This window comes from uncultured Maricaulis sp., from assembly GCF_963975345.1.
In the GTDB taxonomy this organism is placed as follows: Bacteria; Pseudomonadota; Alphaproteobacteria; order Caulobacterales; family Maricaulaceae; genus Maricaulis.
In genome coordinates this window covers 181013-202106 of the sequence record NZ_CAXBGE010000003.1, presented here as the reverse complement: position 1 = coordinate 202106, position 21094 = coordinate 181013, and the positions used below count along the sequence as shown (strand labels likewise).

Sequence of the window (21094 nt, the reverse complement as noted above, 5' to 3'; positions counted from 1 at the left end):
CCATGGCCAAACCTCCTGAAAAACTCGTCGTTATCGGCGCTGGCCCCATGGGATTGGCCACCGCCTATCACGCCCTCAAACGCGGCTATGCCGTCGAAGTGATTGAAGCAGATGACCGCCCCGGCGGCATGGCGGCGCACTTCGATTTCGACGGCCTGTCGATCGAGCGGTTTTACCATTTCTGCTGCCTGTCCGACGTCGACACACTCGAATTGCTCGACGAATTGGGCATGCCTGATGCCATGAAATGGGTTTCGACAAAGATGGGCTATTATCTGGATGGCCGTCTGATCCGCTGGGGGGACCCTGTATCCCTGCTCATGGCGCCGGGCATCGATCTGATTACGAAAATTCGATACGGGTTACAGATGTTCGTATCGACCAAGCGGTCTGACTGGGAACGCCTGGACAAAATCAGCGCCAAAGACTGGTTCATCGGCTGGTCGGGCGAGAAGGCCTATGACCGCCTCTGGCGCCGGTTGCTGGAGCTCAAATTCTACGAGCTGTCCGACGAAGTGTCGGCGGCGTGGATTTGGCAACGCATCAAACGGTTGGGCAATTCACGTAAATCATTATTTGAGGAACGTCTCGGCTATATCGAGGGCGGAACGGAAACTCTCATGAACGCGCTCGCGGCGGCGATCGAGGCTGGTGGCGGCACTATCCACTATAACGTCCGCGCGGAACACGTGTTGATCGAGGGCGATGCCGTTCGAGGCGTAGAGCTCGCTGATGGGCGTGTGTTTGAGGCCCCAAATGTCATTTCTACGGTCCCCATGCCCTACGTGCCCGGGCTGCTAAGTCAGTGCGACCCGGCCATGCGCGCGCCCTATGAGAAGCTCAAAAACATCGGCGTGGTCTGCGTGCTGCACAAGTTACGGCGCGCGGTCACCGACAATTTTTGGGTCAATGTGTCTGACCCCGACATGCAGATCCCGGGATTCGTCGAGTTTTCGAATCTCCGGCCAACTGGCGATGATCATGTCGTCTATGTGCCCTATTACATGCCCCAGACGAATGCGAAATTCGGCCGTCCGGATGAAGAGTTTATTCAAGAGAGTTTCGCCTATTTGCGCACCGTGAATCCGCAACTCAAGGACTCTGACCGGGTGGCCTCCTTCGTGGCTCGACTGCGTTATGCCCAACCCGTATGCGAAACGGGATTTGCTGACCTAATTCCTGATTTCATTACACCAATTGCCGGTTTGCAGATCGCCGACACGTGTTTCTACTACCCGGAAGATCGGGGCGTTTCAGAAAGTGCCCGGTTCGCCAAAATTATGGTGAACAGCATGGAGAAGGCCCGGCAGGGTCAGGGCACGGTATGAGCCGCGAATTTGTCACATTCGTCGTTGCCGGCGGCGTCGCCGCAGCCGTTAACTGGTTGTCACGCATTGCGCTATCCAGCGTTATGACGCTGGAGCTTTCCGTTGTCATCGCCTATCTGATCGGCATGGTCACGGCGTATGCCCTGAACCGGCTATTTGTGTTTGCGGCGAGTGGCCGAACGGTTTCTGACGAATCCGTCCGGTTTACGTTGGTCAATATCGTCGCGTTGGCCCAGGTCTGGTTGGTGACGATCGGCTTGGTGCGGTTCATTTTACCCGCCATAGGCTGGGACTGGCACGCCGCTTCGATCGCACATGCAGTTGGCGTCGCATCACCCATTCTGACCAGTTATCTTGGGCACCGCCACTTCACCTTCTCAAAAAAGGCCGACGCGGCCGCAAATGGCCAAGAAGAGCCCTGATGACCCAGCACCTGCCCCTCATCGTTGATCTCGACGAAACGCTGCTACTCACCGACACCCTGGCCGAGGGACTGGTCGGGTTGGTCTTGCATCGACCAACCGCTCTGCCAGGCGCCGTCGCAAGTCTGATTCGTGGCGGTCGGCCCGCACTGAAGCGTTTTGTCAGCGCCAAGGCGGACCTTGATCTGGAGGGCCTGCCCGTCCGCGAGGACCTTCTCAGCTACCTCAAAAGCGAGAAAGCCACCGGCCGAACCATCGTTTTGGTGACTGCAGCCGACCAGTCCGTTGCCGATGCGGTGGCCGCTCATTTTGATCTGTTCGATGCCGCCCACGGGTCTTCAGGGTCGACCAACCTCAAGGGCGATGAGAAGCGGGCTTACATCCGGCAACTCTTCCCGGACGGCTATGTCTACGCCGGCGACAGCCGCGCCGACCTTAAAGTCTGGCGCGATGCCGACGGCATCATATTTGCTGGCCCCTCGGCCCATACCCGCAAGGTCGCGGACGGGCTCGGCAAGCCAGTGGAGGCCGATTTTCCCAATTCGGGTGGAGGGCTGAAATCCTGGCGGAAGGCGCTGCGCCTGCACCAATGGGCCAAAAACCTTCTGCTCTTCGCCCCCCTGGGCTTGAGTGGGCGCTTTCTCGAGCCCGAAGCCATCCTGCTTGCAGTCGCCGGATTTCTTCTGCTTGGCGTGGTCGCGTCCGGAACCTACCTTCTCAATGATTTATTGGATCTCTCCGCTGACCGGCGCCACAAGACCAAGCGTTCACGACCGCTGGCTTCGGGCGAACTATCTGTCGTGCATGGATTGCTCGCGGCCCCGTTCCTGATTCTCACTGGGCTGGTGGTCGGGTGGCTGATAGCGCCGTGGCTCGCGGTTGGCCTGGCCTGCTATTTGGTGATCACCATCGCCTACTCGTTCGGACTCAAGCGCGTGCCGATGCTCGACGTCTTTGTCTTGGCAACGTTGTTCACGACACGCATCGCAATCGGTGCCTTGGCTATCGGTGCTCACGTGTCGGAATGGCTAATGACATTCTCGATGTTGTTCTTTTTCTCAATGTCTCTGGCCAAACGACACGTCGAGGTCGTCGAAGCTCCAGCAGGCCTAAGGATTCGCGGACGCGGCTATTTTCCGGAAGACGCCCCTCTCACGCTCTCGCTCGGCCTTTCGAGTGCGGCATCAGCGGTCGTCATCATGATCCTCTATCTGGCAGAGGATGCCTTTCCATCAGGGATATACAGTCAACCGGCAGCCCTCTGGGCTGCGCCACCGCTCATCGCACTCTGGATGATGCGCATTTGGTTACTGGCGCATCGCGGTCAGCTCGACGATGATCCAGTGGCGTTTGCGGTGAAAGACCGGTGGAGCTTGCTGCTCGGCGCGGCATTGTTGACGGCCTTCGTCATCGCCACCCTGGCTTGACACCATGATTCACATGTCTCGCACAAACGCCATCCGTTCCTGGGGTCGGGTTGTAAGGGCCGACCACGTGCTGGCCCGGCCGCATAGCTTGGGGGATGTCGGCGCGGCGTTCGATGCGGCCAAAGCCCGCGACCTGACCATCTTGGGGCATGGCCTCGGCCGATCCTACGGGGACAGCAATCTCAACCCCGACAATATCCTTCTTGCAACCACGGCGCTGAACCGCTTCATCAGCTTCGACCGCGAAACGGGCGTCCTGCGAGCCGAGGCGGGCGTGAGCCTCGACGAGGTCCTTCGCGTCGCGGTTCCGGCTGGATATTTCATCCACACCACACCTGGCACGCGCTACGTGACGCTCGCCGGGGCAATCGCCAATGATGTCCACGGCAAAAATCATCACAGCGCCGGCTCGTTCGGTGAGAATGTGCGGGCATTCGGGCTGGTTCGATCCGATGGCGCGGAATGCGCGGTCGATCCGGAAACGGCACCCGAACAATTTGCGGCCACGATCGGCGGGCTCGGGCTGACTGGATTGATTACGTGGGTTGAGATCCAGCTCGTACCGATTGCCGCCGCCTATATCGATCAAACCCTTATTCCGTTCAGTCATGTGGATGGGTTTTTCGACATCGCCTCAACTGCCGCTGACACGTTCGAGCATACGGTTGCCTGGATCGATTGTACCGCGCGCGGGGCCCAGCTGGGACGCGGCGTATTCTCCGCCGGCAAATGGGCTGCGACCGGCGATCTGATTGCGCATCAGAACGGCGGCCCGACGCTTCCGGTCGATCTGCCAGGTCAAGCTCTCAACCCGCTGACTTTGAAAGCGTTCAACACGCTTTATCGCTGGCGCCAAACCAGCAAACCTGCTGTAAGCCGCAGCCATTATTCAAGTTTCTTTTACCCTCTGGATTCGATTGGTAACTGGAACCGGGCCTACGGCTCCAAGGGCTTCTTTCAATACCAGTGCGTCGTTCCCCACAGCACAGCCCGCGATGCAATTCCGGCTCTGCTTGAGCGCATCGCACGCGCCAATGAAGGCTCCATGTTGGCGGTCCTCAAATCTTTCGGCGACAAACCAGGTCGCGGCCTGCTGTCCTTCCCGATGCCGGGCGCGACGCTAGCGTTGGACTTCCGTAATCGGGGCGCCGCAACGCTGGCGCTCATGGCCGATCTGGATACAATTGTGTGCGATGCTGGGGGCCGTCTCTACCCGGCCAAGGACGGGCGCATTTCCGCGTCTGTATTCCAAGCCGGCTACCCGGATTGGCAGGCGCTGGAAAGCCTGCGAGATCCCCTCATTTCCTCTTCCTTCTGGCGACGGGTTACAAACTCATGACAGCGACGATATCCAGCAAGCACTTCGTAATCCTTGGCGCGGGCTCGGCGAGCGCCATCGCGACTGCCCGGCGGCTGGCGACAGACGGGCACGCCTTGACGCTCCTCGCGCGGCGAGCAGATGTGCTTGCGGAGTCCGCTGCGGACCTGAAGGTCCGTGGTGCGCGGCAGGTGCACGTTATTGCCACCGATCTTGCCGACAATGTCGATCAGAAAGCCATTCTGCTTGATGCGCAGGCCGCCTGCGGCGTCATCGACGGTGTGCTGGTCTTCTATGGCGTCCTGGGTGACCAGGCACGCGCAGAAATCGACCTTTCCCATGCCCGCGAAATCATTGACGTGAACTTCACGAGCGCGGCCTTGTGGGTACTTGCAGCGGCGGAACACCTCGAAACCCACCCAAAACCTGACCAGGTACTTTTGACGATTAGCTCGGTCGCCGGCGACCGGGGCCGGCGCTCCAACTATGTTTATGGCGCGGCCAAGGGCGGGTTATCCGTTCTGGTCCAGGGTCTCGCCCATAAATGGGCCAACAAGACTGGCGCACCCCGCGCGGTCAACATGAAGCTCGGCTTCGTCGACACGCCAATGACCGCCGATATCGAGAAAGGTGGTCCGCTATGGGCGCAGCCGGACGACATCGCACAAGCCGTCTGCAGGGCCATTCAATCAGGTGGCCCGGTCCAATATGCGCCCTGGTTCTGGCGCTGGATCATGCTGGCCATCCGCGCCACGCCGGCATTCATCTTCAACAAGGTCAACCTATAATCCGATGGGGGTGTCGCGGAAGCACCGGATGAGTTTCAGCGATAGCCGTAGTTTCTGGCGACCCGCCTTTGTCATTGCCTTGCTCGTGGTCGTGCTTGCGGGGTCAGTCATTGCGAAGGCGCCTCTGGAAGACTGGGTCGTGCGCTTTCTCACGGTCGACGAAGCCAGCCTCACGCTCGTGCTTTTGGTGGCTCTCTACTTCCTGGTGTCCCAATTGATCATCGTGCCGCTCGGCACTGTGTCCCTGATGCTGGCCGGCGCCTTTGTCGGCTGGTGGAGCGGTTTGATCTACTTCGCCGCAATGTTGGTGGCCGGCGCCGTCCTTTTCGGGTTTGCACGGGCTCATCCGCGGCGGGCACGGCGCTTTGTCTGGCGGTTTGTCAGTGGCGCGGCGCGGCGCGCGGCCACCCGCCTCTTGCGCCACATCCAGAACGACACGCTCACGGCGACCGCCGCCCTCCGACTGTTTCCAGTTATGCCCTCGGCAGGCTGTACGCTGTTGGTCGGAGCCTGTGGTGGCGATTTTCGTGGATTCATGGTCGGAACCGGACTGACCGGCTGGATCCGCCCACTGGCATTTGCGATTTTGGGCGCACAACTGGGCCAACTCGTAGCGAACCCGGCAAGCGCCTCGACCTCGGTTCCACTGATAGCGTTGGTTGCCGCCGGGTCGCTCGGACTTGTCGGGATCATCTACCTGATCTGGCTCAGGCGCGCTCCGCGCCTCGAGCCGCGATGAACGAGCTAGCTGTGCACTTTCATAAGCTTGCTCATTCGGGTTGAAGCCTTGAGACGGGTTGTTGCGAGACAATCAGCGACAGGGAAAGACCCGGGTGAACAACCATAGAAATGCCAGAACGATGCCGTTTTCGCGAGCCCTGATTGTCGAGCGTCGACAGTCGGGCCAGAGCGTTGAGACGATTGGCGCCGCTTTCGGTATATCGGTGCGCACGGTCTACAAATGGATTTCGCGTCACCGGACAGCGCAAGGGCAATCGCTGTGCCGGCCCTGGCTGGAAATGCGTCTACACCGCCATCGACGATGCCACCCGTCTGACCTATGTCGAGGTTCTGTCGGACGACGAGGGTGCGAACACCATCGGCTTCATGGTCCGGGCGCTGCGCTGGTTCAAGGCACGGGGCATCACCGTCGAGCACATCATGACCGATAATGGCAGCGCCGACGTCTCGCGCCCGTTCGCCCAGGCTCTGCGCAGCCTCAAGATCGGCCATATCCGCACCCGGCCTTACACGCCGAGAACCAACAGCAAGGCCGAACGCTTCATCCAAACCCTGCTGCGCGAATAGGCCAACGCTATTGCCTATCGCTCATCGCGCAGCCGAAATCTCGACCTCGATTGATACAATACCGCCAGACCGCACCAGGCTCTCGCCAAGCAATCGCTAGCCAAAAGGCTCAACGACCTGCTGAGCAACGTCTTGAGAAACGACAGCTAGCTGGCACCCGGTCTCATAATTTGCGGCCCGAGATTGGACATCACGTCGCGGGCGTCGAATGCATTGGCATCGTCGGGCTTTGTGCCGTGGCCGAGCAGGATTTCGGCGCTCGCTTCATAGCGGCTGATTTCGCGGTAATTGGTGTCATTCCAGAACGGGTCACCGCCGCCATACCAGCCCCAGCGCGGGTGATAATAGCTGTAATACAGCCCAAAACCCGGTCGGAAAAACGGGTCCGGACCCGAGCCGATGACCCGGGAGTCGACATCCGTCGCCCGCTGCACGACGAGGAAATGATCAAAGCCCTGCTCAAGCGTCAGCTCGGCGGCACGGTAGAGAAAATAGGTCTCCACGGTCTCGCGGTCGGTCAGGGAATTGCCGTTGAAGGAGACCCGGAACCGGTTCGCCTCGATCTGGCTCTCCTGGAAACCCCATTGGGAGCCCTCGGCAGCTTGGTAGGGTGTCGGCGTGGCGCAGGCGGCGAGCAGCGTCATGCCCGCGAGGATTGGAAGGATGCGTTTCATCTGCGTCTCCCTGGTCAATGTCCGGCTCGGGACGGCGGAAGTATGCGCCGTCCAGTCAGGATTTAAAGGGTCGCATGAAAATTATGGAGAGGCCAGCGGTCTGGTGACCCGCTGCCGCAGCTTGTGCCCAGACTAGTTCAGCCGCAATTCGAGATCGACCTTGCGCCAATGTGCCGGGCTGATAACGCCCAGATGGACTACGCGCACCGTGTGGATCACCGCCTCGATCTCCTGCCGCCAGAAATCGAGAAACCGGATCAGACGTGGATATTTCGGCGCCATGTCCTGGGTCTGCCAGACAAAGCTCTGAAGCAGGCTGGGATGGTCTGGCATGTAGTAGAGCACTTCCGCGGTTGTCAGCCGCATCCCCGTCATCTGGGCAGCAAAATCCCGATCGATCTCCGGCATGGCCATCTCCCTGGGCTGGCGCCCAATCCGATCAGGAATGCGGCGCGCGATAATCTCCAGAATAGCGATGAGCGATGAATCTTTCCTGAGCGCCGCGTTTACGGAAGGTCCATCTCCAGGATGACAGTCGCGGGACGAGGTTGGTCAGGCGCAGATCCGTCTTCGGGGAAGAGTGGCCAGGCGGCGTTGGCGACCAGCCAGCCCCGGCCGTCGGCGAGATCGATCAGGGTCGGTTCGGTATCGCCGGCCATGTCCGGATGTCCGCGCAGAACCACATCGACATTCTCGACGGCGCGGCCGGTTTCATCCAGGTCGATCGCCATTACCTGATGCGGCGTGACGCCATTGCGCACGGCGATCAGGCGGCCGTCGCGCGTGTTGAGAAAACCGTCAATTCCGATCAGGCTCTCATCGCCGGGCCGCACTTGCGACACGGAGTGATCGCCCAGATCAATGCGCCAGATTCCCATCGCATAATCGGCGGCGTAGAGAGCGCCATGCGCCAGTGCCAGACCTTGCAGGCTGACGAAACGTGGGTCCTCGACCAGTAATTCCAGCTGGCCGGAAACCGAATTGAGCACATAGATGCGCGGCGCGGCGCCGTCGGAGACGTAGACCGTGCCATCGCGCACGACGAAATCTCCAAGCCGCACGGCTTCGTCAATCTGGTAGCGCCGATAAAGATCGCCCGTCGTCAAATCGAATGCGAACAGGGCGGTACCGGTTTCCTCGCCCTCGGTGAGCGGTGTTTGTGGCACGACGCCAGACGTGGCCCAGACCATGCGCGTGCGGTCATCGACGGCGATACCAAACACCGACCACAGTCCGGACGCGCGGTCAGCGAAGACAATCGGCTCGTTGGGGGCGAATGGCTCAAGCATCAGAATTTCGCGATTGGCGACTGAGGACAGGAAAATCCGGTCGGTCTCGATATCGACGGCGACGCCCTCGATCAGGGCATCGGGCCGGTCGATCACAGCAGCGCGTTCGGCATGGCCGGCTGGCGCCAGATTGGCGGCGAAGCGCAGATTGATCGCAGCGAGCCGGTCGGCATCAGCCTCACCAAGGGTTTCGGCAGTTTCGCTTGTGTCATAGCTGAGCCCGGCATCGGCCATGCGCTCGAGAACATCGAAGACGTCACCGGTCCGATCGGCGGACATGGCGATGCGAAACAGACCGCCCAGAATGGCTGGATGGCCGGGTTTGAGGTCGAGCGCGGCTTCCAGCATCCGCCGGGCGGCCTCAAAGTCTCCGGCCCGCATGGCGGTGTTGGCGCCGCCAAACAATTCCATGGCAATGCTTTGTGGCGTCGGCTCGGCGTCGACGCCCGCCTCTTGGCCGAACGCCGGCAGGGCGAGCAGGGCGGCAAGCCCCGTCGCGGTGAGGAATTTTCGCAGGGTGAAGTGGTTGCGCATCGACATGGCCCCATTCGTGATCCTGGCCCGTGTCAGGAATGGGGCCTGAAGGTGATGTTATTGAGTTTTGCCGCCATGCAAAGTTACAACCGCTGCAGGGGGGGCGCTAGAGGTCCAGCTCGATTTCGCCTTCATCCTCAACCGGGCCGGTGAGGATGACGTGGCCGTCCGTTTCGCGCCATTCGACCTGCAATTCGCCGCCATCTGCCATGATGGAAGCGCTCCGCTCGGCGAGACCGCGCCGGTGAGCTGCGACCAGCGCCGCGCAGGCGCCGGTGCCACAGGCCGGTGTCAGCCCGGCGCCACGTTCCCAGACGCGCAGCCGGATATGGGTCGGGTCATAGATCTGAGCGAAGCCGGCATTGACGTGTTCGGGGAAGGTCGGATCGAATTCAACTTCGCGGCCCAGTTTCTCAATCGGCAGGTTTTCGACATCGCGGACGAAAAATACGGCGTGTGGATTGCCCATGCTGACAGCGCCGGGATTCTCGATCCGGACACCATCGATCTCGGCCCTGAAATCCAGACTGACCGTATCCATCGGCCGCGAGAGTGGAATCTCGTGCCAGTCCAGTTTTGGTGCGCCCATATCGACGCTGACTTGTCCGCCATGACGCCGGCTGGCCAGCAGAATGCCCGCCGCCGTGTCGATCGCCACCGTGTTGCGGCCTGTCTCTTCCATCATCTGCCAAGCTGCGGCACGGGTGCCATTGCCGCAGGCGCCAACCTCCTGGCCGTCGCAATTCCAGATCCGCATGAAGGCATCCGCCCGGTCGGATGCTTCGAGCACAAGCAATTGATCGAAGGGCCAGCGCCGGGCCCAGTCACGGATCCCGTTCGCCGGAATCGCCGTCGGGGCTGGCTTGTCACGCGCATCGGCAAGGATAAAGGCGTTGCCGGCACCGTTCATCAATCGGGCTCTCATCCTGATGCGATAGCGCTGACTGCGCTTTACGTCCAGCACCAGTCCGGGCTTAACTGTGGTCTGAACCGGCTGAAGGGGATTCGACGATGCGTTATATGGCGAACAAATGGATGGCGACGGCGGGGGCCTTGCTGCTTGCGGCATGCACCCAGCCGGCAGCGAATAATGGAGACAGCGTGACACCTGACAACAGCGCCGCCACATCAGGTCGGCAGATCGTCCAGATCGACCCGAATAATGATCCCCGGGCCTGGCTTGAAGAGGTTGAGGGCGAAGACGCGCTCGCCTGGGTCGAGGGACAAAACGAACGCACCTTCGATCGGCTGCAGGGCGATGCGCGCTATCAGGGCATGTTCGACCGGGCGCTGGCGATTTATCAGAGTGAGGACCGGATTCCGGGTGGCGCTTTCTATGGCGGCTTCGTGTGGAATTTCTGGCAGGACGCGACCAATACGCACGGCCTGTGGCGCCGCACGACGATGGACAGCTATCTCACCGACACACCGGAATGGGATGTCGTGCTCGATCTCGACGCGCTGTCGGAATCCGAAGGCAAGAATTGGGTCTGGCGCGGCGCCAATTGCCTCGCCCCGGCCTATGATCAATGCATGATCACCCTGTCCGACGGTGGCTCAGATGCCGCCGTACGCCGGGAATTCTCGGTCTCGGATCGGGCCTTCGTTGAGGGCGGGTTTGAAACGCCCCAAGCCAAGGGCGGCGTCAGCTGGGTCGATGCCGACACGCTTCTGGTCGGCCTTGCGACGAGCGAAGCCGACACCACCGAGTCAGGTTATCCATCGGTCGCTTATCGCTGGCAGCGCGGCACGGCGCTGGCAGACGCGACCGAAGTGGTGCGCGGTGATCGCGAGGATGTCGGCCTGTTTACCTTCCGCGTCGAGGATTTCGACGACGCGGTCTATATGATGGCCTCCCAAGCCGTCACTTTCTACGACACAAATTGGTGGTATCTGCCGGCCGACGCCGCGCCGGTACAAATGCCGCTGCCGGCGAAATCCTCGATCCAGGACATTTTTCACGGCCAGCTGATCTTCACCATTGAAGAGGACTGGACGCCGGTCGAAGGCGGAACCAGCTTCGCCCAAGGCTCGCTCCTGTCGTTTGACATGGCAGCCTTTGCCGCGAGCGGGCAATTGCCCGAGGTTCACACTGTCTATGTTCCGCGCGAGCGCCAGTCGCTCGGTGGCATGGGCTCGACGCGCACGGCCTTCCTGGTCGAGATCGATGAAAATGTCGTCGGTGGACTGGAGGCTTTCCACTTCAATGACGGGGTCTGGTCTTCCGAGACCATCCCGGTTCCGGCCAATATGACGATCGGTCTGGGCAGCACGCAACGCCACGAAGACATCGCCTTCATGACGGCGGAAGGCTTTTTGACCCCCGACACCCTGTCGGTGGTCAATTCGGCCGAATTGACGGTCGAGCCGATCAAATCGGTTCCGGCGCGCTTCAATGCTGATGGCCTGGTGGTCGAGCAGCGTGAAACCGCATCGACCGATGGCACCATGATCCCGTATTTCGTGGTCCGCCGCGCCGACACGGTGATGGACGGCACCACGCCGACCCTGCTCTACGCCTATGGCGGTTTCCAGGTTTCGATCCGGCCCAGCTATTCGGGCAGCCGTGGCCAGCTATGGCTGGAAAATGGCGGCGCCTATGTCGTCGCCAATATTCGTGGCGGCGGTGAATTCGGCCCGGCTTGGCACCAGGCGGGTCTGAAAATGCACCGGCAGATCATCTATGATGATTTGATAGCGGTCGCTGAAAACCTGATTGATACCGGTTTGACCAGCCCGCGCCATCTCGGCGTTTATGGCGGGTCGAATGGCGGCCTGCTGACCGGTGTGATGTACACCCAGCGCCCGGATCTGTGGAATGCCGTCGTTTCCGCCGTGCCCCTGCTCGACATGCTGCGCTACAATGTGCTGCTGGCGGGCAATTCCTGGATGGGCGAATATGGCGATCCGGACGATCCGGATGAAGGCGCGTTCCTGCGTTCGATTTCGCCGTATCACAATGTCGATGCCAATGGCGATTATCCGGAAATCTACCTCTATACCTCGACCAAGGATGACCGGGTCCACCCGGGCCATGCACGCAAGATGGCGCATTTGCTCGAAGAGCTTGGCCATCCTTATCTGTATTATGAGAACACCGCTGGCGGCCATGCCGCTGCCGCCAATCTCGAGGAGTACGCCCGGCGCGACGCCCTGCTCTACACCTTCCTGACGCAAAAGCTGATGGATCCCGATGAGCCGGCGGCGGAGACTGCGCCGGAATAGACGCTTCCACCGCATTGAATGGAAAACCCCGGAGCCTGGCGCCGGGGTTTTTTCATGTCTGGAGGCTGCAGGTCAGCGCGTCTGTGCGTCGCACCGGAAACTGCGGCGCTCCGCATCGGCGCGCGGAAGCATTGATGGATCTTCGACAATCCGTCGATACAGAACGAGACCGGCTTCGGTTGGGCTTTCGGCGGTGATCGTACCGTCCGGGGCCGCTTCGGCGTCGGGCCGGTCGAGCCAGATTGCGGGCGCGCGGCCAAGATCGCGGTCATTCAGGGTGAAGATGTTATTGGTGCGGCTGTCATACACGCTGATCGAGGCATAGCTGCCGCTTCGCGGCCAGCGCGCCTGGATCAGCAGCGGTCCTTGCGACAGGTCAAACGGGCAAATTGAATACAAAATGTCCGGGCTCGGCCGGACGACATTGCGGCTGGCTTCGGTGATCGGCGGCGCGTGCATGGCTGCGTTGGTGACGGCACCGCTACTTTCCATCTTCTCCATCGCCCGCGACATGATGAAGCCAGGTGTCCAGTTCAGCGTCAGCCAGAAGCCGAGCAGGCCGGCGAGCAAAGCCGCGGCGATCGGTAGGGCGCGGCGCATCATGCTTCACCCCTACAGGACAGACGCTCGATCAGCGGCAAGGCCGCCGAAGCCGGGCTGGCGCTGATCGACGCATCCGGCTGGTAGAGCCGAAGCGTCAGCGCGAAGCGGCCGGCATTGTGTGAGCTCATCCAGTAGGTGGGCGTTCCGGGCTGCGACGCGGCGATGGTCACCGTCATCGGGTCTTCGGCACTGGCTGCGGCGTGTTCGGCGGTGATCGAATGGGCATTATCGCCATTGACCGCCAGAAAATCATCGTCGGCATAGAGGGTCAGGCTCCACCAGCGCGCATCCGGTTCGCGCTCGAAGCTGACCTGGTAGATACATTCCTCGCGCAGGCGTTCGCCGTTCTCGTCGCTGGTCGCGTTGAAATAGATGGCTTCCGAACGGTTGAGCGCTAGTAAACCACGCCGGGCGATGGCGGCGCGCACGACGGCGCTGGCTGAGGGGTCACCGATCAGAAGATTGGTTTTCCAGGGCCCCGCTTGCGTGCCGCCGATCTCAAGCGGACCGAACACCAGCAGCAAGGCCAAGGCCGCGCCACATGCCAGTCCCGCCAATGCCGCCAATCCGGTTTTGATCCACATGCAAAAAGCCTAGACGTGGCGCTGTGGCTTGGAAAGGTTCGCGGCGGTCGTCAGACCGCGGAGCGGTCTCATGCAGCGTTAGCGCGCGGCGCCATCTGGATCAGCATGGCCTGGATCTGTTGCAGCTTGGCCTTGCCGTCATCGGTCTTGGCCTCGCTCATGCCGCCTGCGGATTTGAGATGGCGCACGGCGCGCGCCTGGGCATCGGAGCAGCACTGGCCAACTGGCAAGGCGCCGGCCGTCGCCAAGCGCAGCAATCCGGTCGCCTTGTCGAGGGCGGGACGTTCGCCCGCCTCGACCGCGTTGAGGATTTTGCTCTCATCGATAACTTTCATGCCGAGCGCGTCGATCGCGCTCGCCAATTCAGCTTTTTCCCGGGCAGGGTATTGCCCCTTCAGCACCCGGCGCTGATGTGCGGTCAATGAAGCGAGCCGTTCGAGCGGCTTGTTCGGCCCGCGCAAATACCAGGAGAGGGCATTTTGTGAGCCCAGCATGCCATGGGCATAGCCAGCGAGCTTTTGCTTGTTGGCCTCGCCGACAATGTTTTCCTCCAACGCCAGCAAGAGCTCGAGTTCCTCGTCCGGATCGCGGGCGCTTTTGAGCAATTCGTCGATCGTTTCCGGATGCAACAGACGAGCGGAGCGCGCCGCAAACGCCTTGATCAGAGCATCGGTCGGCAACAGGGAGTTCGGGCTCATCACCAGCTTTTGTGCCAATTCCCGCGCCAAGCGGACTTCCTCGAACAGGCTGGTCGGACGCAGGCGTTTGGGTCGTTGCAATTCAGTCAGAAGGCTTTGAGCGATGACGGTGCGGCAGGCATCCATTTCGCCGGTGCTGATCTGGCGCGTCAGCCGTTTGCAGATGCTCGGCGCGTAGTTGATCGCGTCTGCAGTGTCGTCGCCATCGAACAGACAAGTCAGCCGTTCCAGCGTTTCGCCGAGATCACGGCAAGGTCCCAGCAGGGCCTGCATGCCGGCGTCGAAGCTGATGACTTCGGCGGCATAGCTGTCGATTTCGGCGATCGCGAATACTCGCGTCTCGCCTTCGAGCTTTAATGTGTCCGCCATTTCCATCAAGGCATCGAGCTTGTCGCTGTATCTCTTGGCCGATTTCAGACGATTCGCCATCGCGGCGCGCAATTGATAGGCGCGCCTGTCGCTGGCATGGATTTCGGTGACAATGTCATGGAAAGGCTTGGAATCGGGGTAGTTTGGAAGGCGCTCGGCGCGCGCATCCTGGTAGATCCGTGTCAGGGCTTGTTGAATCAGCTCGTTCAGCTGCTTGACGAAACCGTGGACATTCGCGTCGCTATCCTTGGCGCTGGCGATTGCGACTTTTTGCACCGCATGCTGGAGATCGGTGCCGGAGGCTTCGAGCGTCTCGACCAGATCAGGCCGGTGCAACAATTCCATCGGCAGCACCTGCAGCCGCTCGAACCAGGCGGTCAGAACGCGCCGGATGGTGTCTCGGGCATGGGGTTTGGACAAATCGTCCGGTGCCAGGCATGGCAGGCTTGCGGTGCCTGTCTTCTCCTCCTCGCCGGCGAATTTCTCTTCACCAAGCTCGCAAATGGGCACCGAGCGGAACGTGCGCGCTTCCTCATCATAGCGCTCCTTGGTGACCCGGACCGAGCCAATCTTGTTGTTGGCGTAGAGTTCGTGCGCGAGTCGGATGGCGATTTCCCGATCATCACGCGCTTCGTACAAGGTCCAGGCGGCCTTGCGGTTCTTCTTCAAGAAGACTTCGTAATGGATTTCGCTGGTCATTCTCAGCCTCGTGAAATTGCAACCAGATTGGCGCAATAGGCTTAAAAGCATATGAACTCGCCGCATTCTGGCGGTTCATGCTTGGCGTGTGGGCCATGCCGCGTCTATTCTCCAAGTCGAAAGTAATATTCGGCACCCGGTTGGCGGTGCAATGGGTGGAGATGGCATGGCTACTATTGCGCTCGTCGATGACGATGAGAACATCATCACCTCGGTTTCGATTTTTCTCGAGGGCGAGGGATATAATGTCCGGACCTATAATGACGGCGCCTCCGCGCTGGCCGCATTGACCGACGATCCACCGGATCTCGGCATCTTTGATATCAAGATGCCGCGCATGGACGGTTTGGAGCTATTGCGTCGCCTGCGACAGTCCTCAAACCTTCCCGTCATCTTCCTGACTTCGAAAGATGACGAGTTTGACGAAGCGCTCGGGCTCAATCTCGGGGCCGATGATTATATCGCCAAACCTTTCTCCCAGCGCCTGCTGGGCGAACGGGTCAAAGCGGTTTTGCGCCGCGCCAGACTGTCTTCGGAACCGTTGACGCTGACCGGCGGCGAGCCCGGCGACGCCAAACCGCTGGACCGGGGCAAGCTGTTGCTGGATTCCAATCGCCATGCCTGTTCCTGGGTTGGCGAGCCTGTCCGCCTGACCGTGACGGAATTTCTGATCCTGCAGGCGCTGGCGACGCGGCCCGGCTATGTGAAGAGCCGCGACAATCTGATGGACGCTGCCTACGACGATCAGGTTTATGTCGACGACCGGACGATCGACAGCCATATCAAGCGGATCCGCAAGAAGTTCCGGGAAGTGGACCAGGAGTTCGATTCCATCGAAACCCTCTACGGCGTGGGTTACCGGTACAAGGAAGATTGACGTAACGGATATGCGCGAGACCGTCCGGCGAGTACGCGCGTTTCTTCGTGGCTTGACGCCACGAGCCTCGTCGCGTTTGGCGCAATGGATCCTGATGGCCAATTTCGTGGCCTTGGGTGTGCTGGTCCTTGGCATGTTGGCGCTGACCGAAACCCGCCAGGGTTTGGTCAACGCCAAGCTCGATTCCCTGCGTAGCCAGGGTGAGCTGATCGCCAATGTGCTGGCCGAGGGCGCGTCGGTCGGGAGCCCGGCCCCGGCGCTGCGTAATTCCGATGCCCGCGCTCTGTTGCGTCAACTCTATGTGCCAGCCGAAGCCCGGGTTCTTGTGTTCGACAAGGGCGGCGCCATGGTTGCCGACAGCCATCTGCTCGCAGATGTGTTCGAGACCACCGTGCTACCACCCGCTGGGGCGGACCCGGATGGCGCCGCCGAAACCGCGCGGAGCCTGCCGCTTCGCTTGCTCGACGGTTTTGCCAATATATTGCGTTCGCCCGAGGAGCGCTTGGCCCTGAACCGTGACTTGCAGGATGAGGTTCGCCAAGCCATTGCCGGCGAGATCATTGCCGGCGTCCGGCGCGAATCCGATGGCCGCCGGGTGGTGTCGGTCTCGATTCCGATCCAGCCTGTCCGCGCGATCATCGGCGTTGTCACCATCGAGTCCTATGATCTCGACCGGCTGATTGATGCAGACCGGCAGGCCCTGCTGCCCTTCATGCTGATTGCCGCGCTCGTGACAGCGATGTCGTCATTGGCGCTAACCGTGTTTATCGCGCGTCCGATCCGCCGCCTGGCAAGAGCGGCACACGAAGCCCGCCGCGCCGGCGGCCGGCGCGTGAAAATGCCCGATCTGCGGGCCCGCAAGGATGAAATTGGCGAGCTGGGCGTGGCGCTCTCGGAAATGACGGACGCCCTGTACGATCGGCTGGATGCGATTGAGAGCTTCGCCGCTGATGTCGCGCACGAGCTGAAAAACCCGCTGACCTCGATCCGCTCAGCGGCTGAAACCCTGCCCAAAGCCAAGGATGATGTTCGTCGTGATCGATTGCTGGCCGTTATCACCGCCGACGTCACCCGGCTCGACCGGCTGATCACCGACATATCCCGCGCCTCACGGGTCGATGCCGAGCTGGCGCGGGAGGATGTCTCCCCGTTTGATCTCGGCGGCCTGCTGCAGAGCTTGGCCGAAACCTATAATGACACACCGGCCAACAGCACTCCGGTGATCTTTGAAAGCCAGGTCCGCAACAGCCATGTCTTGGGCCGCGAAGGGCCGCTGGGGCAGGTTTTCCGCAACTTGATTGATAATGCGATCACCTTCAGCCCCGTGGGAGGCAAGGTGTATGTAACCGCCATGCGGGGGCAGCGCGAACCGCACACGACCCTGCTCATCACCGTCGATGATGATGGCCCCGGAATTCCGGCGGACAATCTGGAAGCGGTGTTTGACCGATTCTATACCGAGCGCCCGGCTGGCGCTGCCTTCGGCACCCATTCCGGCCTCGGCCTGGCGATTTCACGCCAGATCGCAAAGGCCCATGGCGGGCGCATCACGGCGAGCAACAGGCTTGATGCAACAGGGGCCTGCCTTGGCGCACGCTTCACTGTTGAACTGCCCGCGGCGCCGGCTCACTGACAATCCTGCTGCGTATGTTGCAAAAAGACGCTTTCCTGACGAGCCAAGCCGCGATTAGATGGTCGACATGATAGGAGTTGTCGTCGTCAGTCATGGCCGCTTGGCCGATGAATTCGTGGCCGCCACAGAACATGTGGTTGGGCCAATGGATGCGTTTCTGGCTGTTTGCATTGGACCCGACGACGATATGGAGAAGCGCCGCGGCGATATCCGGCAGGCGATTGCCGATGCAGATCGCGGCGAAGGTGTCCTCATCCTGACCGACATGTTTGGCGGCACACCGTCCAATCTGGCGATTTCCCTGCTCGAAGCCGGCAAGGTGGAAGTCATCGCTGGCGTCAATCTGCCCATGCTGATCAAGTTGGCGGAGGCACGCTCGCGCGCCGATCTCGACAGTCTGGCCCGCATGGGCGAGGACGCCGGCAAGCGTTATATTGCCATCGCTTCCAATGTGCTTGAAGGCTCAAGCAAGTGAGTCTGGCCCAGCGCCGCGTGACGATCTGCAATAATCGGGGCTTGCACGCCCGCGCCGCCGCGAAATTTGTTGAGCTGGCGCAAGGCTATGACGCCGTGATCCACGTCTCGCGTGATGGCGAGACCGTGAATGCGGATTCGATCATGGAATTATTGATGCTGGCGGCGGGCAAAGGCTCGGAAATCGGCATCGAAGCCTCAGGCCAGCAAGCCGCCGAGGTCGCCGATGCGCTGGCAGACCTCGTTGAGGCTGGGTTTCACGAAGACGACTGAAGCCCAGGCGCGGGAGCGAAGGCTAGGCGACCACCTATTCCGCTCGCTCTTGATCCAATTCGATCTCCGGTGCCCCCGGGGCAAAGTCGCCGGACGCCTTCGCCACCATAGGATCGCTATCATCGCCGATCAGCGGATCGTCGATTTCGGCTGACGGGGCGGGCACGGCAGAGTCGGTGACGTCGTCATCTCCTGTGAGGACAGTTTCATCGACTTCGAGCGTCGGTGCGACCATGGCTCCTGCTGTCCCGTCCTCCTCCGTAGAGACCGGCAGCGGTGTGGCAATCAGAGTTTCAGTAACGAGCTGCTCATCGGCAGGTTGACCGTCCTCGGCAACCGGCTCCGGCGCTGCACCGACCGGCGGGGCGGGGCTCTCGGCAGCCATGACTTCGAGAGTTGCCGGCATGGGCGGCGGCGCCGCTACGGCCATGGTGCGCTCGTCATCGAGTGCCGTCGCTGAGTTTCCAGACGGGCCTGTCCGCTCGACATTGCTCAGTGCTGCGGCTGCAGCTACCGCTTCCAAGCTTGGCAGATCGTCATCATCGGTCTCCGCTTGGCCCACTTGTGGCCCTGCCGGGATAGACCTCTCGTCCGCTGGCTCAGCCTCATCCGCAGTCTCGGCGGCAACTTCACCATTGGAGCCGGATTCAGCAGGCTCGGCTGGTGAGGTCTCGTCCCCGACGGCCTCTGCTGCAGCCTCTGAATCATCACCGTCGGCGGCGATTTCCCCATTGGGGGCACTCTCGGCCGGATTGTCGGTGGTTGCTGGTGTGTCGTCGGTAGAGGCGGCGTCCTGCGCAACTCCCGAATCGTCACCTTCGGCGACGGCAGATGCGGCCTCGATGGCCGTCGCCGCGGCTGCGGCAGCGAGCGGTTCGGGGGCGATTGTCCCGGTCCGGACGGGTTCGGATGTCCTGACACCTTCCTCTGGCGGATGACGCAGAACATATTCTGCAAGCCGTTCGATACGGGCATTGAACCGGCCGCCATCGCGAACCCGGTTGATGAAACCACCAATCACGAACAGGAGGACAGCGCCGCCAATCATGGCCAGACTGACAACCGGATTGCCCAGGATCGCACCAGCGAAGACGCACAACAAAGCCAGCGCCGGCACATAGACCAGACGCCAAGAGCGGGCGAAGAAGGCGATCAAGGCCATCCCGGTGACCGCGAACACCAAGCCCCACTCGGTGAGTTGTTCCATCGGAACGAAGCCGAGTGCGGCAATGCCGTCAAACAGTCCCGGCGAGAGCGCCGTTTCCAGACGCCAATTCGCGAGTTCGGGTAAGGGCGCACCCAGTTGGGCATAAATATCAAAGGCTGGCAGGCCCGACATCATCGCGCCATTCAACTCGGTGAGAAAGCTGTGCAGGCTGGGCCAGGCGACCGCGATGGCGACCAGCGCCAGCGCGAGCACGGACAGCCACCAATTCAAGGTCCGTGTGACCCCGGAACGCGCCAGTATCGAGGTCGCGTCCGGCGCGGCACGCATCCACAAGGCACGGGAATGATTGATGATCGCGACCGGGCGTGAGCGCCGGTTGGGCCCTGACTGGACACGTAGAACTGTTGCGCTATCGCCCTTTGCGAGCGCGCTGGTGCGCTCGAGCAAGCGGACATCATGATCGACGCCATCGCCGTCCGTGATCCGGCCGGAGCCGGCGTCGGAAGTGGAGACTTCTCCGGAGACTGTGAAGAAGTCGATTCGACGCGATCCGAAGGACTGACCGGCATGGGCGGTTGGCAACAGGGACATAACTCGACGCACCTCGTAAAACGCTTGGCGGACAGGGCTTGTGCCAATCCGGACCATTTGGCGGTATCTCTCGGGGAAGCTTACAAGTTCGGGGCCGCAATTAGAACCTCTGTTATGATGAAGTTTGTTACAGGCTCGGCTCGCAACACGGCATGATCCTGGTCGCGACCTTTGCCGCTGCGTGGGATGATTGCTTCGGTCCGGCGGCGCATTAGCCTGTCGCGCATGACACGCGTTATCCTCGCCCTCGCTTGCCTCTCACTGACTGCTTGCTCATCGCTACCCGACCGTTGGGTGCCTGATGCGCTATCGGACGCACGGGGCCCGTTCAGACCGGTCAGCGATTACCCGACTCCACCCAATGTCGATCTGATGATTGGACCAGAAGATTGCCGTGGATCGACACTGGCAGCGCTAGAGGCACCGGACCCGACCTATCCGGGCGCTGCCTGGTCCCATGGCCGCCAGGGCTGGGTCGTGGTCCGCTTTAATGTGGATGCCGATGGCCGTGTCGACCGCGCCCGTGTCGCCCGCGCCGTCCCGGACGGCCCCTTCAACCGCGCCGCTCTGCGCGCGGTTTCAGACTGGCGCTTTCGCCCGCTCGACGGCGTCGATGTGCTGGAGAACTGTGTTGTGATGTTCGAGTTCCGGGCCGGCGAAGTGCAGATCCGTTAGGCATCAAACGGCGTGCCCGCACTGGATTATCCCCGGCTAATACGATTTTCTGCACCGATATTTCTCGCGCTTTTCCGGGTATTAGATAAGTTATTAAGAGATTTGCGGCTGCAGGCATCGCCCGCGAGTCCCGGCAT

The 21094-nt window shown here is 61.2% G+C and carries 21 protein-coding genes; 13 read left to right on the top strand and 8 right to left on the bottom strand.

Annotated elements, in window-relative coordinates:
• Nucleotides 1-2: 2 nt before the first annotated feature.
• From AAC029_RS04245 to AAC029_RS04215, 7 genes are all read left to right on the top strand, one after another.
• Nucleotides 3-1328 (top strand): NAD(P)/FAD-dependent oxidoreductase, encoded by a 1326-nt coding sequence (locus tag AAC029_RS04245; RefSeq protein WP_339744305.1) that lies wholly within the window; start codon nucleotides 3-5, stop codon nucleotides 1326-1328.
• Nucleotides 1325-1750 (top strand): GtrA family protein, encoded by a 426-nt coding sequence (locus tag AAC029_RS04240; RefSeq protein WP_339744303.1) that lies wholly within the window; start codon nucleotides 1325-1327, stop codon nucleotides 1748-1750. The genes AAC029_RS04245 and AAC029_RS04240 overlap by 4 nt, the downstream gene beginning before the upstream one ends.
• The gene (locus AAC029_RS04235; RefSeq protein WP_339744301.1) at nucleotides 1750-3177 is read left to right on the top strand and encodes a UbiA family prenyltransferase; all 1428 of its coding nucleotides are present in this window, start codon (nucleotides 1750-1752) and stop codon (nucleotides 3175-3177) included. Before AAC029_RS04240 ends, AAC029_RS04235 begins: the two co-directional genes overlap by 1 nt.
• A gap of 13 nt (nucleotides 3178-3190) precedes the next feature.
• Nucleotides 3191-4516, top strand: coding sequence for an FAD-binding oxidoreductase (locus tag AAC029_RS04230; protein ID WP_339744299.1), 1326 nt, complete (start codon nucleotides 3191-3193; stop codon nucleotides 4514-4516).
• Complete coding sequence (locus tag AAC029_RS04225) at nucleotides 4513-5283, top strand: SDR family NAD(P)-dependent oxidoreductase (protein WP_339744297.1); 771 nt, start codon at nucleotides 4513-4515, stop codon at nucleotides 5281-5283. The genes AAC029_RS04230 and AAC029_RS04225 overlap by 4 nt, the downstream gene beginning before the upstream one ends.
• Nucleotides 5284-5311: 28 nt before the next feature.
• Entirely contained in the window at nucleotides 5312-6022 is a 711-nt protein-coding gene (locus AAC029_RS04220; protein ID WP_339744295.1) for a VTT domain-containing protein, read from the top strand.
• A 173-nt stretch (nucleotides 6023-6195) separates the two neighbouring features.
• Entirely contained in the window at nucleotides 6196-6591 is a 396-nt protein-coding gene (locus AAC029_RS04215; protein WP_339744293.1) for a DDE-type integrase/transposase/recombinase, read from the top strand.
• Between the two features lie 146 nt (nucleotides 6592-6737).
• On the opposite strand, the gene AAC029_RS04210 is transcribed toward AAC029_RS04215, so the two are convergent.
• The 4 genes from AAC029_RS04210 to dapF form a co-directional block, all read right to left on the bottom strand.
• Complete coding sequence (locus tag AAC029_RS04210; RefSeq protein ID WP_339744291.1) at nucleotides 6738-7265, bottom strand: hypothetical protein; 528 nt, start codon at nucleotides 7263-7265, stop codon at nucleotides 6738-6740.
• 132 nt (nucleotides 7266-7397) lie between these two features.
• Entirely contained in the window at nucleotides 7398-7673 is a 276-nt protein-coding gene (locus AAC029_RS04205) for a Usg family protein (protein WP_339744289.1), read from the bottom strand.
• A gap of 98 nt (nucleotides 7674-7771) precedes the next feature.
• Nucleotides 7772-9094: a tetratricopeptide repeat protein gene (locus tag AAC029_RS04200; RefSeq protein ID WP_339744287.1), complete on the bottom strand. Its 1323-nt coding sequence runs from the start codon at nucleotides 9092-9094 to the stop codon at nucleotides 7772-7774.
• A gap of 100 nt (nucleotides 9095-9194) precedes the next feature.
• On the bottom strand, nucleotides 9195-9998 hold the full coding sequence (dapF, locus tag AAC029_RS04195) for a diaminopimelate epimerase (RefSeq protein ID WP_339744285.1): 804 nt from the start codon (nucleotides 9996-9998) through the stop codon (nucleotides 9195-9197).
• Nucleotides 9999-10099: 101 nt separating this feature from the next.
• Here dapF and AAC029_RS04190 point away from each other — a divergent pair, with 101 nt between their 5' ends.
• Nucleotides 10100-12313: a prolyl oligopeptidase family serine peptidase gene (locus tag AAC029_RS04190; RefSeq protein WP_339744283.1), complete on the top strand. Its 2214-nt coding sequence runs from the start codon at nucleotides 10100-10102 to the stop codon at nucleotides 12311-12313.
• A 72-nt stretch (nucleotides 12314-12385) separates the two neighbouring features.
• Here the strand turns inward: AAC029_RS04190 and AAC029_RS04185 are convergent, their stop codons facing one another.
• The 3 genes from AAC029_RS04185 to AAC029_RS04175 all read right to left on the bottom strand — a co-directional run bounded on the left by AAC029_RS04185 (nucleotide 12386) and on the right by AAC029_RS04175 (nucleotide 15266).
• A complete protein-coding gene (locus AAC029_RS04185; RefSeq protein ID WP_339744281.1) occupies nucleotides 12386-12916 on the bottom strand; it encodes a DUF1254 domain-containing protein in 531 nt (176 codons plus the stop codon).
• The gene (locus AAC029_RS04180) at nucleotides 12913-13500 is read right to left on the bottom strand and encodes a DUF1214 domain-containing protein (RefSeq protein ID WP_339744279.1); all 588 of its coding nucleotides are present in this window, start codon (nucleotides 13498-13500) and stop codon (nucleotides 12913-12915) included. Before AAC029_RS04180 ends, AAC029_RS04185 begins: the two co-directional genes overlap by 4 nt.
• A 68-nt stretch (nucleotides 13501-13568) precedes the next feature.
• On the bottom strand, nucleotides 13569-15266 hold the full coding sequence (locus tag AAC029_RS04175; protein ID WP_339744277.1) for a hypothetical protein: 1698 nt from the start codon (nucleotides 15264-15266) through the stop codon (nucleotides 13569-13571).
• A gap of 166 nt (nucleotides 15267-15432) precedes the next feature.
• On the opposite strand from AAC029_RS04175, the gene AAC029_RS04170 reads away from it, so the two are divergent.
• From AAC029_RS04170 to AAC029_RS04155, 4 genes are all read left to right on the top strand, one after another.
• Complete coding sequence (locus tag AAC029_RS04170; protein WP_339744275.1) at nucleotides 15433-16143, top strand: response regulator transcription factor; 711 nt, start codon at nucleotides 15433-15435, stop codon at nucleotides 16141-16143.
• Between the two features lie 10 nt (nucleotides 16144-16153).
• Nucleotides 16154-17776: a stimulus-sensing domain-containing protein gene (locus AAC029_RS04165; protein WP_339744273.1), complete on the top strand. Its 1623-nt coding sequence runs from the start codon at nucleotides 16154-16156 to the stop codon at nucleotides 17774-17776.
• Nucleotides 17777-17843: 67 nt separating this feature from the next.
• On the top strand, nucleotides 17844-18251 hold the full coding sequence (locus tag AAC029_RS04160; protein WP_339744271.1) for a PTS sugar transporter subunit IIA: 408 nt from the start codon (nucleotides 17844-17846) through the stop codon (nucleotides 18249-18251).
• Nucleotides 18248-18523 (top strand): HPr family phosphocarrier protein, encoded by a 276-nt coding sequence (locus AAC029_RS04155; protein WP_339744269.1) that lies wholly within the window; start codon nucleotides 18248-18250, stop codon nucleotides 18521-18523. Before AAC029_RS04160 ends, AAC029_RS04155 begins: the two co-directional genes overlap by 4 nt.
• 34 nt (nucleotides 18524-18557) lie before the next feature.
• Here the strand turns inward: AAC029_RS04155 and AAC029_RS04150 are convergent, their stop codons facing one another.
• The gene (locus AAC029_RS04150) at nucleotides 18558-20282 is read right to left on the bottom strand and encodes a hypothetical protein (RefSeq protein WP_339744267.1); all 1725 of its coding nucleotides are present in this window, start codon (nucleotides 20280-20282) and stop codon (nucleotides 18558-18560) included.
• A 225-nt stretch (nucleotides 20283-20507) separates the two neighbouring features.
• Between AAC029_RS04150 and AAC029_RS04145 the strand changes: the two genes are divergently transcribed.
• Complete coding sequence (locus AAC029_RS04145; RefSeq protein ID WP_339744265.1) at nucleotides 20508-20957, top strand: energy transducer TonB; 450 nt, start codon at nucleotides 20508-20510, stop codon at nucleotides 20955-20957.
• Nucleotides 20958-21094: the final 137 nt, after the last annotated feature.

Coding starts and splice junctions, on each gene's coding strand:
- AAC029_RS04245 (WP_339744305.1), top strand. CDS start 3: ATGGCCAAACCTCCTGAAAAACTCGTCGTTATCGGCGCTGGCCCCATG.
- AAC029_RS04240 (WP_339744303.1), top strand. CDS start 1,325: ATGAGCCGCGAATTTGTCACATTCGTCGTTGCCGGCGGCGTCGCCGCA.
- AAC029_RS04235 (WP_339744301.1), top strand. CDS start 1,750: ATGACCCAGCACCTGCCCCTCATCGTTGATCTCGACGAAACGCTGCTA.
- AAC029_RS04230 (WP_339744299.1), top strand. CDS start 3,191: ATGTCTCGCACAAACGCCATCCGTTCCTGGGGTCGGGTTGTAAGGGCC.
- AAC029_RS04225 (WP_339744297.1), top strand. CDS start 4,513: ATGACAGCGACGATATCCAGCAAGCACTTCGTAATCCTTGGCGCGGGC.
- AAC029_RS04220 (WP_339744295.1), top strand. CDS start 5,312: ATGAGTTTCAGCGATAGCCGTAGTTTCTGGCGACCCGCCTTTGTCATT.
- AAC029_RS04210 (WP_339744291.1), bottom strand. CDS start 7,265: ATGAAACGCATCCTTCCAATCCTCGCGGGCATGACGCTGCTCGCCGCC.
- AAC029_RS04205 (WP_339744289.1), bottom strand. CDS start 7,673: ATGCCGGAGATCGATCGGGATTTTGCTGCCCAGATGACGGGGATGCGG.
- AAC029_RS04200 (WP_339744287.1), bottom strand. CDS start 9,094: ATGTCGATGCGCAACCACTTCACCCTGCGAAAATTCCTCACCGCGACG.
- dapF (WP_339744285.1), bottom strand. CDS start 9,998: ATGAACGGTGCCGGCAACGCCTTTATCCTTGCCGATGCGCGTGACAAG.
- AAC029_RS04190 (WP_339744283.1), top strand. CDS start 10,100: ATGCGTTATATGGCGAACAAATGGATGGCGACGGCGGGGGCCTTGCTG.
- AAC029_RS04185 (WP_339744281.1), bottom strand. CDS start 12,916: ATGATGCGCCGCGCCCTACCGATCGCCGCGGCTTTGCTCGCCGGCCTG.
- AAC029_RS04180 (WP_339744279.1), bottom strand. CDS start 13,500: ATGTGGATCAAAACCGGATTGGCGGCATTGGCGGGACTGGCATGTGGC.
- AAC029_RS04175 (WP_339744277.1), bottom strand. CDS start 15,266: ATGACCAGCGAAATCCATTACGAAGTCTTCTTGAAGAAGAACCGCAAG.
- AAC029_RS04170 (WP_339744275.1), top strand. CDS start 15,433: ATGGCTACTATTGCGCTCGTCGATGACGATGAGAACATCATCACCTCG.
- AAC029_RS04165 (WP_339744273.1), top strand. CDS start 16,154: ATGCGCGAGACCGTCCGGCGAGTACGCGCGTTTCTTCGTGGCTTGACG.
- AAC029_RS04160 (WP_339744271.1), top strand. CDS start 17,844: ATGATAGGAGTTGTCGTCGTCAGTCATGGCCGCTTGGCCGATGAATTC.
- AAC029_RS04150 (WP_339744267.1), bottom strand. CDS start 20,282: ATGTCCCTGTTGCCAACCGCCCATGCCGGTCAGTCCTTCGGATCGCGT.
- AAC029_RS04145 (WP_339744265.1), top strand. CDS start 20,508: ATGACACGCGTTATCCTCGCCCTCGCTTGCCTCTCACTGACTGCTTGC.